14 protein-coding genes are annotated in these 13,193 nt (G+C 43.4%); 13 read left to right on the top strand and 1 reads right to left on the bottom strand.

The features are described 5' to 3' along the window. Window positions 1-60: 60 nt before the first annotated feature. The 5 genes from ACFODW_RS17945 to ACFODW_RS17925 all read left to right on the top strand — a co-directional run bounded on the left by ACFODW_RS17945 (window position 61) and on the right by ACFODW_RS17925 (window position 2,351). Window positions 61-591, top strand: a complete 531-nt coding sequence (locus tag ACFODW_RS17945) for a YceD family protein (protein WP_390308300.1) — start codon at window positions 61-63, stop codon at window positions 589-591. A gap of 50 nt (window positions 592-641) precedes the next feature. Next, entirely contained in the window at window positions 642-815 is a 174-nt protein-coding gene (rpmF, locus tag ACFODW_RS17940; RefSeq protein WP_390308298.1) for a 50S ribosomal protein L32, read from the top strand. A gap of 110 nt (window positions 816-925) precedes the next feature. Further along, window positions 926-1,240, top strand: a complete 315-nt coding sequence (locus tag ACFODW_RS17935) for an enoyl-CoA hydratase/isomerase family protein (RefSeq protein ID WP_390308296.1) — start codon at window positions 926-928, stop codon at window positions 1,238-1,240. Continuing rightward, entirely contained in the window at window positions 1,203-1,604 is a 402-nt protein-coding gene (locus tag ACFODW_RS17930; RefSeq protein ID WP_390308294.1) for an enoyl-CoA hydratase/isomerase family protein, read from the top strand. Before ACFODW_RS17935 ends, ACFODW_RS17930 begins: the two co-directional genes overlap by 38 nt. Before the next feature lie 264 nt (window positions 1,605-1,868). Further along, entirely contained in the window at window positions 1,869-2,351 is a 483-nt protein-coding gene (locus tag ACFODW_RS17925; protein WP_390308293.1) for an RsfA family transcriptional regulator, read from the top strand. A gap of 122 nt (window positions 2,352-2,473) precedes the next feature. Here the strand turns inward: ACFODW_RS17925 and ACFODW_RS17920 are convergent, their stop codons facing one another. Beyond that, window positions 2,474-2,977 (bottom strand): N-acetyltransferase, encoded by a 504-nt coding sequence (locus ACFODW_RS17920; protein ID WP_390308430.1) that lies wholly within the window; start codon window positions 2,975-2,977, stop codon window positions 2,474-2,476. Between the two features lie 219 nt (window positions 2,978-3,196). Between ACFODW_RS17920 and ACFODW_RS17915 the strand changes: the two genes are divergently transcribed. The 8 genes from ACFODW_RS17915 to ACFODW_RS17880 all read left to right on the top strand — a co-directional run bounded on the left by ACFODW_RS17915 (window position 3,197) and on the right by ACFODW_RS17880 (window position 13,193). Further along, on the top strand, window positions 3,197-3,577 hold the full coding sequence (locus ACFODW_RS17915; RefSeq protein ID WP_390308291.1) for a DUF3397 domain-containing protein: 381 nt from the start codon (window positions 3,197-3,199) through the stop codon (window positions 3,575-3,577). 96 nt (window positions 3,578-3,673) lie between these two features. Continuing rightward, entirely contained in the window at window positions 3,674-5,293 is a 1,620-nt protein-coding gene (gene bshC, locus ACFODW_RS17910; RefSeq protein WP_390308289.1) for a bacillithiol biosynthesis cysteine-adding enzyme BshC, read from the top strand. A 192-nt stretch (window positions 5,294-5,485) separates the two neighbouring features. Next, window positions 5,486-5,917: a division/cell wall cluster transcriptional repressor MraZ gene (mraZ, locus tag ACFODW_RS17905; RefSeq protein ID WP_390308287.1), complete on the top strand. Its 432-nt coding sequence runs from the start codon at window positions 5,486-5,488 to the stop codon at window positions 5,915-5,917. A gap of 65 nt (window positions 5,918-5,982) precedes the next feature. Next, complete coding sequence (rsmH, locus tag ACFODW_RS17900) at window positions 5,983-6,960, top strand: 16S rRNA (cytosine(1402)-N(4))-methyltransferase RsmH (protein WP_390308285.1); 978 nt, start codon at window positions 5,983-5,985, stop codon at window positions 6,958-6,960. Beyond that, window positions 6,960-7,334 carry a cell division protein FtsL gene (gene ftsL, locus ACFODW_RS17895; protein ID WP_390308283.1) on the top strand — a complete coding sequence of 125 codons (375 nt, stop codon included), beginning with the start codon at window positions 6,960-6,962 and terminating at the stop codon, window positions 7,332-7,334. The genes rsmH and ftsL overlap by 1 nt, the downstream gene beginning before the upstream one ends. Before the next feature lie 17 nt (window positions 7,335-7,351). Next, window positions 7,352-9,583, top strand: a complete 2,232-nt coding sequence (locus ACFODW_RS17890; protein WP_390308281.1) for a penicillin-binding protein — start codon at window positions 7,352-7,354, stop codon at window positions 9,581-9,583. Window positions 9,584-9,672: 89 nt separating this feature from the next. Then, on the top strand, window positions 9,673-11,616 hold the full coding sequence (locus tag ACFODW_RS17885) for a stage V sporulation protein D (protein WP_390308280.1): 1,944 nt from the start codon (window positions 9,673-9,675) through the stop codon (window positions 11,614-11,616). Between the two features lie 107 nt (window positions 11,617-11,723). Continuing rightward, on the top strand, window positions 11,724-13,193 hold the full coding sequence (locus ACFODW_RS17880) for a UDP-N-acetylmuramoyl-L-alanyl-D-glutamate--2,6-diaminopimelate ligase (protein ID WP_390308278.1): 1,470 nt from the start codon (window positions 11,724-11,726) through the stop codon (window positions 13,191-13,193).

The raw sequence follows: 13,193 nt of genomic DNA, 5'->3' as shown, positions 1-13,193 counted from the left end.
TATGTTGACAAAATCGTTTTTTTCTTTTAAAATTACTCTTGTTGCCTTGAGGTGATTATATTGAAATTTACATTGGGCCAAATCAGAAAAAATGCTTACAATGAACCTTACACTTTTGATGAAAAGGTTGATGTTTCCGAATTGGAGACAATGAACAATGATATACGTGAGATTGGGCCTGTTCATGTTGCCGGCAAATGTTTTCTGCAAGGGGAACAGATTATTTTTTCCTTTCGTATCAGCGGGGAAATGATATTGCCATGTGCAAGAACCTTGGTTGATGTGCCTTATCCTTTTGATATTGGGGCTGATGAGGTCTTTACTACTTCTTCGCATTACAGCCGGGAAGAGGAAGAAGATGAAATCCATCCAATTGAAGGAGAAGTGCTTGATTTAACCCCGTATATCAAGGAAAATATTCTGCTTGAAGTTCCATTTCGTGTATTCTCTGATGGAGCAAGTGGTCAGGAAGAAGCCCCTGTTAAAGGGAATGACTGGGAGCTTGTAACAGAGAAAGAAAAGGAACAGACAGTTGATCCTCGCTTGAAAAAGCTCGAATCTTTATTGAAAGATGACAACCGGAAACAATAAGCAGAACTTTTCTGTTTTGCTTCGAAAATATGAAGGAGGTGTATCAGGTCATGGCAGTACCAAAAAGAAGAACTTCTAAAAAAGTTAAGAACCAGCGTCGTACTCATAAAAAATTGCATGTGCCTGGCATGGTAGAATGCTCAAATTGTGGTGAATTGACAAAGCCTCACCATGTATGCAGATCATGTGGACACTATGATGGCAAGGAAGTTGTCAGCAACTAAATGAACGACCGAAGAACAGATCACAACAGATAGTGATCTGTTTTTTTATATACATATTCTTAAAAGGTACTGGGTTATAGACAAGCTGTTTTTAATAGAGAGAGGAAAAGATGAGAAAAACGATTAGTTACAATAAGATGGAAGAAGGGTATGCTGAAATCCGGCTGGATAGGCCTGGGAAGCATAATGCGGTTTCAATAGAAATGGCAAAGGAACTGCAGGAAACTTTGGAAAATGCCAGACAGGAAACTATTAAATTTCTGGTAATTACCGGCGTCGGAGATAAAATGTTCTGTACAGGCGGTGATTTAAAAGAACTGCATGGAGGCCTGTCAACGGATGAAGCTTTTTCCATTCTCCACCCTATGAAGAAGGTATTATACGAACTTGTATCCTTTCCCTGTACCGGTTATCCGCCTGCTTAACGGCAGCGCAGTTGGCGGAGGATATGAAATAGCAACCGCTTGTGATATTCGTATTTCCAAAGGTACATCTTCTTTTGGCTTCGTGCAATCTACTCTAGGTATTCTACCAGGGTGGGGAGGAGGAGTCCTTCTTTACGAAAAAGTAATGCGGGACTTCGCTTTTCAATGGCTTGTAGAGGGAACGATGTACAGTGCCGAACAATTAAAAGAAAAAGGCTGGCTTCATCATCTTGTTGCTGAAGAAGGCTGGGAGCAGCAAAAAAAGGTGCTGGAAAATCATATGAGCAGATTAAATTGCTCAAGGACCAATACAAGAAGAAAATTTCCTGTAACAAACTGGTCTCCCTTATGGAAGAAGGGGTAAGGAATAGTGCAAGCCTTTGGCCATCGTCGGAGCATGTAGCAGCAGTGAAGCGATTTGAATTTCGAAAACAGAACTGATCAATAGTTGTGTGTTCACAATTCCCTCCCTTTCAAAAAAAGGTGTGGAGTTGACAGCAGCCGTGTCTTTTCATTGTTTGGGCCATCTGACCTTTGTTGATGTGCATGAAACATTTACTATAAAGTATCTATTCTATCATCCCTATTTCTTGCATACATTGATAGCAAATGCGTAAGGAGGGATGCTATGAATGCGACTCGACAGGATGCATGGTCGAAAGACGAAGATCTTCTTTTGGCTGATACAGTCCTATCCTATATTCGTGAAGGAAGGACCCAATTGGAAGCATTCAAGGAAGTAGCCGGGAAATTAGACCGGACTTCTGCGGCCTGTGGCTTCCGATGGAATGCTTCCATCCGAAAACTATATGAAGAAGAAATCCAAAAGGCGAAAAAAGAACGGAAAATTGGAGGGAGGGTAGGTGACAAAAAAGCTGCGACATACATGGAACATGATAAAACAACCATTGAAACAGCCATTTTGCTGTTGGAAAAAATGAAGGCGCATTTCCCGGCTGAAAATAAGGAACTGATGAAGGAGCAGGGAGAGCTGCTGGAACTGCTTCAAAAGGAAAACAGAGCACTTAAACAGCAGCTGGAGCAATATGAAGCGATATGGGAAGAAATGGGAAGGCTTTGGGAAAGGGCAAAATCTGGCCGTTCAGGTTAAGGCATGTAAAGAAGACATGAATGATACTCCATTCATGTCTTATTATATTGAATATCCGGGAAAGTATAGGATTTCGGCATTTCTGCCGGCTCCGAAAAGCGCCTTTCACCCCTATGAAGGTATTATTGCTGCTTTGGCTCCTGACCCTGTTCCTGGGATTTCTCCTTAACTCCTTCCGGAAGCCATATCAATGGATTTTCCCCTAAGTCCCTTTCCATCTCATAATGGGCTTTCTGGAAGCCCATTTTCTCCCAAAACCCATGGGAATTAATTCGAGGATTTGTCTTGATTGGCAGGTTAAAGCTTTTAGCGAAGTCTACCATCAATTTTCCATATCCTTGACCCTGAAAATCGGGAAGAACTTCCAGCTTCCATAGTGTCAGGTAATCCTGCGGCGGTTGAAAATAAGCATCATATTTTGCATCTACCCGATAAAGACTCATTCTTGCGATCAGATTGTTGCCGAAATAGATGCCATAAAAAGGTGATTCACTGTTGTTCTCCACGATATTATTCTCCAAGTCCTCCAACATGGAAAGTTCTTGATTGCCATATTCCTTAAAGCGCTTAAATTTTTCAAGTGTTTTATAATTAATCAATAGCTTTTCTACTTTTACATCGGTCATCATTTCTAATCTCCCCCTTGATGTCTGAATACTTTCCCTATTTATATATTATAATATAAAAGCATCTGTAATGAAATAAAAGAGGTATAATTCCACCATCCCTCTCGAAAAATCCTCGCAAACCCTGTTGACTTTGGTACAATAGATAAATATGAAGCGGGGCTCGGTTAATTGGGGGTTACATTCAAGCTGTACTAGGCAGTAAGGGGGATAAGAGGAATGGCCGATTATATAATTTATTTGATTGCTTTTTTCATTGCAGCGCCATTTATTGCATCATGGCTTGTCTATCAGTTTTCTCTTATCATGGGTACACGGAAGAGGAAAGCATTCCATCGGGCTATCAACTGGACGACTATTTTTTATATTGCAGCCGTCGGATTTGAATTTATGATTGTTTTTGATGTCCAGATTTGGGGCATTATGATGGCAGTGCTGCTCGGTATTTTAGCTGTCCTGATTCTATTACAATGGAAATTAAACAGCGAAGTAGTGTTCGGTAAGGCTTTCAAAATTCTTTGGCGGTTTTCTTTCTTACTTTTTTTCTTTCTTTATGTGATCCTGATAATCATTGGAGTAGGCAAATTCGTTATTTATTAAGTCTTCCCGGCCTAAACAGATTAAATGAAAAACTTGGATGAATTCTGTACAATACATAATGGAATGGACTTACCTTAGTGAAGGAGCACGAAAGTAATGCAGAGCGACTCTATAAATATACATAAGCAAAATAAACTGATGAAAGATTACCGCCTAATGGAGGGGGATTTAAGCAGCTTTTTCGATTACCACCCGTATAACGATTTTTATAAAAGGGCCGACGATTTAAAAGGGGTGGAATACAATCGGGAAGGCTTGGCAGATGTGTTGCTGCAAATGAACCGGGGATGGGGGGCTCCTCAAGCAGCTTTGGAGAATATTGAGCGTCTTCGCGATAAAGACAGCACGGTAGTAATCGGAGGACAACAAGCTGGTGTATTGACAGGACCGCTTTACACGATCAATAAAGTTATTTCCATTATTACTCTTGCCAGGAAACAGGAGAGCGAATTGGGGAGGCCGGTCATACCTGTTTTTTGGATTGCCGGAGAAGATCATGATTTCGAGGAAATCAATCATATCTATCTGCCCGAAAACTCAGGTATGAAAAAGAGTAAAATTCCTCATCGTCATTATGGGAAGGAATCGGTCTCCAATCTAAGCATGGATAAGGAGATCAGTTCAGAGTGGACTGATTTCCTGTTTTCACGACTTCAGGAAACGGTATATACTAAAGATATATACGAGACGGTTAGGTCATGTCTGGATCATTCCCGGACATATGTAGACTTTTTCGCGCAACTGATTTCCAGGATGTTTTATAATGAAGGAGTTGTACTGGTTGATTCGGGAAATCCGGAACTTCGACGCTTGGAAAGCGGCCATTTCGTCCAGATAATTGAACGCCAGCCAGAAATAAGTGAAGGAGTTATGAAAGCCTATGACCAGCTTCGGGAAAAAGGCTATTCTCTATCCTTGGAAGTGGAACCTGACCAGGCGCATCTCTTTTATCATCTAGATGACGAACGGATATTGTTATACCGTAATGAGGATGGACGATGGAAGGGCAAGCAGGATGAAGTGGAGTTTACCACGGAAGAGTTGGTATCCATAGCCAGAAACCATCCTGAGATGCTGAGCAACAATGTGGTGACACGTCCGATTATGCAAGAGTTGCTGTTTCCGTCCCTGGCTTTTGTGGGAGGACCTGGAGAGGTGGCCTACTGGGCGGCATTAAGACCAGCATTCCGCTCTTTAGGCATGAGCATGCCTCCTGTGGTACCGCGTTTATCGTTTACACTCGTGGATAGAAAGGTGCAAAAAGCACTGGATAAGTATGGAATCAAGGTGGAAACGGCAATAAATGAAGGTGTTGCTGAACGGAGGAAACAGTGGCTGGCTTCTTTGAACAACCCACCTGTCGCTCAGCTTGTCGATGAATTGAAGGGTACGCTGGACCAGGCACATAGGCCATTAAGGACAACTGCCCAAGTTATTCGTGCGGATATTGGAGAGCTCGCGGAAAAGAATCTCAGACATCTGCATCGGGAAATTGATTTTCTATATAACAGGATGATGAAAGCAGTGGAGGAAACCCATGAAAAGGATTTCCGCGAATTTGATTACATTCAGGTAATGATGCATCCGAATGAAGGACTTCAGGAGAGGACATGGAACCCGATTCCGTTTATTAATGAACACGGCGTGGAATTTATCCGGGAAATGTTGGAAACCGATTGGTCCTTTGAGGCGGAACATTACGTTGTCTGGCTGTAATGCCCCACTTTCCCCCACCAAATGAATAAAATGCTTAAAAGCTGTTCTTCCAAGGGAGGAGCAGCTTTTTTATTACCCTGTAACTGGTAGCTGTTTCTGTAACTTTAATGTAATGAAATTTTTAAGTGGAATTTGGTGGTGAATAGTGGGGGGTTGTGGTAATATGGAAACAAGAAAGTGGGGGCGGACTATATGTTCATGGGGGAATTCCAGCATAATATTGATGCCAAAGGAAGAATCATAGTCCCATCCAAGTTTCGTGATGGCCTGGGAGAATCCTTTGTAATAACCCGTGGACTTGATAAATGCTTGTTTGCCTATCCCATGGATGAATGGAAGTCACTGGAAGAGAAATTGAAGAAACTCCCACTGACCAAAAAAGATGCTAGGGCATTTACACGTTTTTTCTTTTCAGGTGCTGTTGAATGTGAAGTGGATAAACAGGGGAGAATAAACATTCCCCAGCCATTAAGGTCATATGCAGCGCTGGAGAAAGAATGTGCAGTCATCGGTGTCTCCGAACGAATCGAATTTTGGGCAAGTGAAAATTGGAATGATTACTTCGAAGAATCTGAGGAGTCATTTGCCGAAATTGCTGAAAATCTTTTGGATTTTGATATTTAAATGAAACCTGCAGAAAATATTTGATGCTGCAACTAATAGGAAAATGGTCAGAAGTGGGTGTTAGAATGTTTGAACATTATAGTGTATTAAGAGATGAAACCGTCGATGGTTTAGACGTGAGGCCGGATGGTACATACGTGGATTGTACAGTGGGCGGCGCGGGACATTCGGAGCAAATCGCTTCCCGGCTGGGAGAATCCGGTCTCCTTATCGCATTTGATCAGGATATGGATGCATTAGAAGCAGCTAAGAAAAGGCTGGAACCGTATCAAGACAGAGTTTTATTCGTCCATTCCAATTTCAGAGGCTTGAAACAGCAGCTTGAAAAACATCAGATTAAAAAGGTGGATGGAATTCTATTCGACCTAGGGGTGTCATCACCCCAGCTTGACAGGGGAGAACGGGGATTCAGCTATCAACATGATGCAAAACTGGATATGAGAATGGACCAATCTGCCGACCTTACTGCCTATGAAATCGTCAACCACTGGCCTTACAACGATATGGTGTCTATCTTCTTTAAATACGGGGAGGAGAAGTTCTCCAAACAGATAGCCAGAAAGATTGAAGAATATAGAAAAACCACGGAGATTGAAACAACCCATCAATTAGTGGAAATTATCAAATCAGCGATACCAGCACCGGCCAGAAGAAAAGGCGGGCATCCCGCCAAGCGTATTTTTCAGGCATTGCGCATTGCGGTGAATGATGAGTTGGAAGCCTTTAATGATGCACTCCATCAAGCTGCTGAAGTAGTAGATGTCAATGGGCGTGTAGCTGTGATCACCTTCCACTCATTAGAAGACCGGCTTTGTAAACAAGCCTTCAAAAAATGGAGCACGCCGAAGGAAACACCAAAGAATCTGCCGGTGCTTCCCAAGGACCATGAAGCTCCATTTGAATTAGTGAACAGGAAACCGATTGTGGCAGACAGCGGGGAACTGGAAGATAATCGAAGGTCCAGATCAGCTAAACTTCGGATTGCAAAAAAGATAAATAAATGGAGAGAAGAATTTACCTATGGGGAAGGGTGGAAAAAGTAATGAGTGCAAACCATGCCAGAAGTTGGCAACAGATGGAGGCGCAGCAAACGCCGGATCAGAAACAGAAAGTAAATGTCAAGGTTCGAAAACAGGGATGGATCACTAAAGGTGAAAAAGTATTATATTCGATGGTAAGTGCATGCCTTGTTGGGACGGGTTTGTTTGTGGTCTCCTTTTCTTCCAGCACTGACACATTGAATAGAGAAGTTCAATCGTTGGAGCAAACGGTACAGCAGCAAAAGGCTGAAAATGAAAACCTGATGTTCGAGGTGAAAGAACTGAGCAGGCCTGAACGCATTACTGCTATTGCCAAAGAGAACGGACTTAAAGTACAGGATGCGAAAGTTAAGCAGGCAGAGGGGTATAGCAATTAAGCGAGGAGAACAAAGAGATGAGGAAGAATAAGAAAACCAATCTCATGGCAGGGATTCTGATGATCCTGTTCATTGGGATTTTCCTTGTCCTGACCGGCCGGTTCCTTTATATTCAGGCCTCCGGGGAAGTCAATGATGTTTCCTTGGAGGAATGGGCGGAAGAGAAACGGACTTCAAGTTATACTCTCCGTGCCGAAAGAGGAAAAATCTATGACCAGAATGGAATGACTTTGGCCTATGATAGACCTGCCTTTTCCCTGTATGCCGTTGTAGATGAAGCTCATTCAGCCAATTCAACAAAGCCATTGCATGTGATAGATCCGGAGCATACTGCCCGGGCCTTGGCTCCTATTTTAGGTATAGAAGAAAGCTATATACTAGAGCGGCTGCGGCAGGGAATGGAAAATGGCCGCTTCCAAGTGGAATTTGGCAATGCAGGCAAGGAATTGTCACAACAGGAAAAAGAAGAAATAGAAGAGCTTGAATTGCCGGGGATTTATTTTGAAGAAGAATCAACACGCTATTATCCAAATGGAATGTTTGCTTCTCATATCATTGGCTTTGCGAGAGAAACTGAAGTTGAAACAGAAGAAGGTCCGAGACGAGAAATCCAGGGCATTGCTGGGATGGAAAAGGAAATGAATGACCTCTTATCCGGCAGCGATGGATATATTTCCTATCAGCGTGACAGGTATAATACCAAGTTATTGGACCCCGAAGAAGTGGTAAAGGAGCCGGAGGATGGAAATGACGTCTATCTGACCATTGACCAGAAGATACAGACACTGCTGGAAGATACACTCTCCGAGGTGCAGGAAGAGTATGATCCTGAACGCATGACGGCAGTAGTCATGGATCCGGATACCGGTGAGATTGTCGCGATGGGTTCCCGTCCAAGTTATAACCCAAATAATCCTTCCGACGTGGAAAATTGGTATAATGACGCCGTCTCAACTCCTATAGAACCTGGATCTACGGTGAAAATGTTTACGTGGGCAGCGGCTATTGAAGAAGGGGTTTATAATGGCGAGGAACAGTTTCAATCAGGAAGCTACCAGCCAAATGAAAGAATTGCTCCGATTCATGACCATAATAATGGTGAAGGTTGGGGAGCCATTTCGTACGATGAAGGTTTCAGGCGTTCCTCCAATGTCGCAGCCGCTAAATTGCTGTGGGAAAAAATCGGGGCAGACACTTATCTGGAATACCTGAAAAAATTTGATTTGGACAAAGAAACAGGAATTGACCTGCCAAATGAAGAAACGGGAAAAATCTTATACAACTGGCCGTTGGAAAAGATAACTACATCATTTGGGCAGGGATCTACGGCGACCCCGATACAATTGATGAAAGCCGCCACTGCCATTGCGAATGATGGGAAGATGCTCCAACCATATGTTATTAAGAGCATAGTAGATCCTGCTACCGGTGATATCGTGGAAGAAAAGAAGCCGAATGTGGTAGGGCAACCCATTTCTGAAAAAACGGCAACACATGTTAGGCAGCTTCTGAATGACGCAGTGAATGGAGAAGATGCTACAGGAAGCAAGAACCAGCTGGATGATTATACAGTTGGAGGGAAAACAGGTACGGCCCAGATCCCCGGACCTGATGGCAAGTATTTGACAGGAAGGGAAAACCATATATTCTCATTCTTGGGAATGGCGCCAGTAGAGGATCCCCAATTACTGATGTTTGTTTCCGTGCAGCAGCCTGAATTGGAGCCGACCCAATCCGGTTCTGACCCTGTTTCCTTTATTTTCACCAATGTAATGGAGAACAGCCTTCATTATCTGAATATCGAGCCAAGTGAATCGAATGAGCATGAAGTTCATCAGATAGAGCTCCCTCAAATTATTGGAAAAGATGCTGAAGAAGCGAAGGAAATTATGGAAAAAGCAGGCTTAAAATCAGAAGTTATCGGAACAGGTGAAGTGGTTGAGAGCAGTGTGGAGGAAGGCAGTGAAATCCTCCCGAATGAAAGAGTTCTTCTAGTGACCGACCAACCCACCATGCCGGATGTGATTGGCTGGTCCTTACGGGAAGTCCGCCTATTTGCAGATATGCTGAACTTGAAGGTGGAAACTTTCGGACACGGCTACGTGGAAGCACAACATATTGAAACAGGAACACCGTTGAAGGAGAATGATTATTTAGGTCTGGAGCTGTCTCCACCTGGGTCGGAAGAGGAAGATAATGAAACTGGTGAAGAAGTAAGCACCAGTAATGAGCAGACAGAGGCAGAATAGAAAGAATCCGGTCAACATGAAACAGTGTTCTATTACGTTTATGACATTCATATAGTGGATACAAGCATACCTGGAGAAGGGGATGAACCATGAAGCGCGTATCCACTGTAACGGTCAAAAAACGAATAGTAGCTGTTTTTCTTTTTGGCATTTTGATTTTTTCCATTATTGATATTCGACTTGGTTATGTACAGTTCGTCTTAGGGGACGAATTGATGTCCAAAGCAAACAATCTATGGACAAGAGATATTGTATTTGAGCCGGAACGCGGAAACATCTTGGATACTAATGGGGAAGTGCTTGCCGAAAATGTAACAGCTCCATCCATTGTCGCTGTTCCGAGGCAGATCGAGAATCCTGAGGAGACGGCACGCAAATTGGCGGAAGTATTGGACATGCCGAGGGAAAAGGTGCTGGAAACATTGACTAAAAATGCTTCAAGTGTCAACCTTCGACCGCAAGGAATCAAAATTTCGGAGGAACAGGAAGATCTTATCAGAGCGCTGAATTTGAATGGAATTTACCTTGCCAAGGACTCTAAACGCTATTATCCATACGGTGATTATCTCTCTCATGTACTCGGGTTTACTGGTATTGACAACCAGGGGCTGATGGGACTAGAACTTCATTATGATGAACAGCTTGGCGGAGAGGAAGGGAGCCTATCCTTTTACTCTGATGCAAAAGGGAAAAGGTTGGATAGCTTTGCAGATGTATATTCTCCTCCTAAAGACGGGTTGAATCTTAAGACTACCATTGATTCCAAAGTCCAGACAATCTTAGAACGAGAGCTTGATTTAGTTGATTCCCGGTATAATCCGGATGGGGCCCTGGCCATTGCAGTAAACCCAAAAACGGGCGGTGTACTAGGTATGTCGTCTAGGCCGAATTTTGATCCGGAGAACTATCAGGAGGTGGACGCAGATGTATTTGACCGCAATCTGCCAATCTGGAGTACTTATGAGCCTGGTTCCACCTTCAAAATCATAACACTTGCCGCAGCTTTGGAAGAAAATCTGGTAGATCTGGAAGATGATCACTTTCATGATCATGGCCATATTGAAGTGGATGGTGCCAAATTGCACTGCTGGAAAAGCGGAGGGCATGGCGAACAGACTTTCCTGGAAGTAGTGCAGAATTCCTGCAATCCGGGTTTTGTCAGTTTGGGCCAAAAATTGGGTGAACAAAGATTATTCAGTTATATTAAAGAATTCGGCTTCGGTAAAAAAACTGGGATTGACCTGCGTGGGGAAGGGAAGGGAATACTCTTTAAGCCAGAAAACGTCGGTCCGGTGGAATTAGCTACCACAGCGTTTGGTCAAGGGGTATCAGTGACACCGATCCAACAGGTGATGGCGGTCTCAGCAGCCGTCAATGGCGGGTACTTGTATGAACCGCGCATTGCTGCGGAATGGGAAGACCCAGTTACTGGCGAGACAGTGGAGAAATACGAACCAAAATTGAAGGATCGGGTTATTTCAGAGACCACCTCCGAAGAAGTCAGGCATTCGCTGGAAAGTGTAGTGGCACAAGGTACAGGCCGCCCTGCATATGTTGAAGGGTACAGAGTAGGCGGAAAAACAGGGACCGCTCAAAAAGTAGGGACTGATGGCAGGTATATGGAAAATAATTATATTGTTTCTTTTATCGGTTTTGCCCCTGCGGATGACCCGGAAATTGTGGTATATCTAGCCGTGGATAATCCAAAGGATACTATTCAATTCGGTGGAGTCGTAGCCGCACCCGTTGTAGGGACCATTATAGAAGACAGTTTGCGGGCTCTGGAGGTAGAACCGCGGACTGGAGGGATGGAGAAAGAATATCAATGGCCGGATCAACCAAAAGTAGAAGTGCCTGATTTGATTGGATTATCTAAGGCGGAGCTATCGGAAATGATGATCAACCTTTCTGTTGAGGCAAATGGTACAGGGGACATTATTATGGATCAGCAGCCCAAACCTGGAACAAAGCTGGAGGAAGGGTCAAAAGTCAGAATATATTTATCTAAGGAAAATAATCGAGATGCCAGATGAATTTTGCTATAATAAATAAATTAGGAAGGGCGGCGACCCTGGCTGAACTCTGTGAGTGATGTTATCGGAAATATTAGTGGGGTATTTTTCGGATAGGATGGTTCTACATGAAATTAATGGAACTTCTTTGGAGCATACCGTTCTATGAAACTGCATCTTCCCTTGAAAACATCGCTGTCAATTCCATAGAAATCGACTCTAGAAAAGTAAAGGCTGGAAGTTTGTTTGTGTGTATTGAAGGTTCAGAAAAGGATGGCCACCATTATGCAGAGGAAGCTGCACGAAATGGGGCAGTGGCCATCCTCTCAGAAAAACGTTTGGAGGTAGGAACCCCAACAATCATTGTTCCTGATACTGTCAGGGCACTGGCAATGCTGGCTGTCCGGTTTTATGGCAATCCAACTAGCAATATCCCTCTTATAGGGGTGACGGGAACCAACGGGAAAACAACCGTAAGCTATTTGTTGGAATCCATTTTTAGCCAATGGCATAAAAAGACCGCAATAGTAGGGACGATTCAAATGAAGGTAGGGGAAGATACTTTTCCTGTACCAAATACGACGCCAGATGCCTTATTTCTTCAGCGTGCTTTTTTTGAGATGAAGAAAAGAGGAATAGATCAGGCGATCATGGAGGTATCCTCCCATGCCCTTGATATGGGAAGAATTTATGGCTGTGATTACGATATAGCAGTTTTTACTAATTTGTCGCAGGATCATTTGGATTATCATAAGAATCTGGAAGATTATTTGTGGGCCAAGAGCCTCTTGTTTTCTCAGATGGGAAATAAATATGAGGCAGGAAACCCTAAGTTTGCTGTTCTGAATGAAGATGATCCTGCTTCCAGAAAGCTTGCTAAAAGTACTGCTCAGCATGTCGTCACCTATGGGATGAAAAGAAATGCACTAGTAATGGCAAAGCATGTAAGGCTGACTGCAGAAGGAACGTATTTCGAATTGGTGACACCTCAGGGAAATATGAAGATCAGAAGCAAATTGATTGGGATGTTCAATGTATATAATATGCTGGCTGCGTGTACTGCGGCTATCGTATCGGGAGTACCACTTGCCACTATCCGGGATGGCTTGGAGAAAATCCAGGGGGTGAGCGGAAGGTTTGAACCGGTATTTGCCGGCCAGTCATACTCTGTCATTGTTGACTATGCCCACACACCTGATTCTCTGGAGAATGTGTTACAGGCAATCTCTAGATTTGCCAGGAGAAAAATTTATATAGTAGTTGGCTGCGGCGGGGATCGAGACCGGTCAAAACGCCCATTAATGGCTAAGGCTGCGTTAAAGTATGCAGATTATGCATTATTCACCTCTGATAATCCTCGTACCGAGGATCCTGCATCCATACTGCATGATATGACCCAGGGGCTTGAAAAGGGAAACTATGAAGTGATCATAGACAGGAAACAGGCTATCAAGACAGCAGTTTCCCTTGCAGAAGAAGAGGACATTATCCTCATTGCTGGTAAAGGGCATGAGACTTATCAGCAGATAGGACATACAAAATATGAATTTGATGACCGAAAAGTTGCAAAAGACGCGATAAGGGCTAAGGAGAAATGA

Source organism: Virgibacillus sediminis, from assembly GCF_042643265.1.
Lineage (GTDB): Bacteria > Bacillota > Bacilli > Bacillales > Amphibacillaceae > Virgibacillus_O > Virgibacillus_O sediminis.
Note: the sequence above shows the minus strand (reverse complement) of the source record. Positions and strands in the feature narration are given on the sequence as shown.

Excerpts from the sequence above, each read along its gene's own strand:
- rpmF (WP_390308298.1), top strand. The coding sequence starts at position 642 with ATGGCAGTACCAAAAAGAAGAACTTCTAAAAAAGTTAAGAACCAGCGT.
- ACFODW_RS17880 (WP_390308278.1), top strand. The coding sequence starts at position 11,724 with ATGAAATTAATGGAACTTCTTTGGAGCATACCGTTCTATGAAACTGCA.
- ACFODW_RS17890 (WP_390308281.1), top strand. The coding sequence starts at position 7,352 with ATGAGGAAGAATAAGAAAACCAATCTCATGGCAGGGATTCTGATGATC.
- rsmH (WP_390308285.1), top strand. The coding sequence starts at position 5,983 with ATGTTTGAACATTATAGTGTATTAAGAGATGAAACCGTCGATGGTTTA.
- ACFODW_RS17935 (WP_390308296.1), top strand. The coding sequence starts at position 926 with ATGAGAAAAACGATTAGTTACAATAAGATGGAAGAAGGGTATGCTGAA.
- ACFODW_RS17915 (WP_390308291.1), top strand. The coding sequence starts at position 3,197 with ATGGCCGATTATATAATTTATTTGATTGCTTTTTTCATTGCAGCGCCA.
- ACFODW_RS17920 (WP_390308430.1), bottom strand. The coding sequence starts at position 2,977 with ATGACCGATGTAAAAGTAGAAAAGCTATTGATTAATTATAAAACACTT.
- mraZ (WP_390308287.1), top strand. The coding sequence starts at position 5,486 with ATGTTCATGGGGGAATTCCAGCATAATATTGATGCCAAAGGAAGAATC.
- ACFODW_RS17925 (WP_390308293.1), top strand. The coding sequence starts at position 1,869 with ATGAATGCGACTCGACAGGATGCATGGTCGAAAGACGAAGATCTTCTT.
- ACFODW_RS17885 (WP_390308280.1), top strand. The coding sequence starts at position 9,673 with ATGAAGCGCGTATCCACTGTAACGGTCAAAAAACGAATAGTAGCTGTT.
- bshC (WP_390308289.1), top strand. The coding sequence starts at position 3,674 with ATGCAGAGCGACTCTATAAATATACATAAGCAAAATAAACTGATGAAA.
- ftsL (WP_390308283.1), top strand. The coding sequence starts at position 6,960 with ATGAGTGCAAACCATGCCAGAAGTTGGCAACAGATGGAGGCGCAGCAA.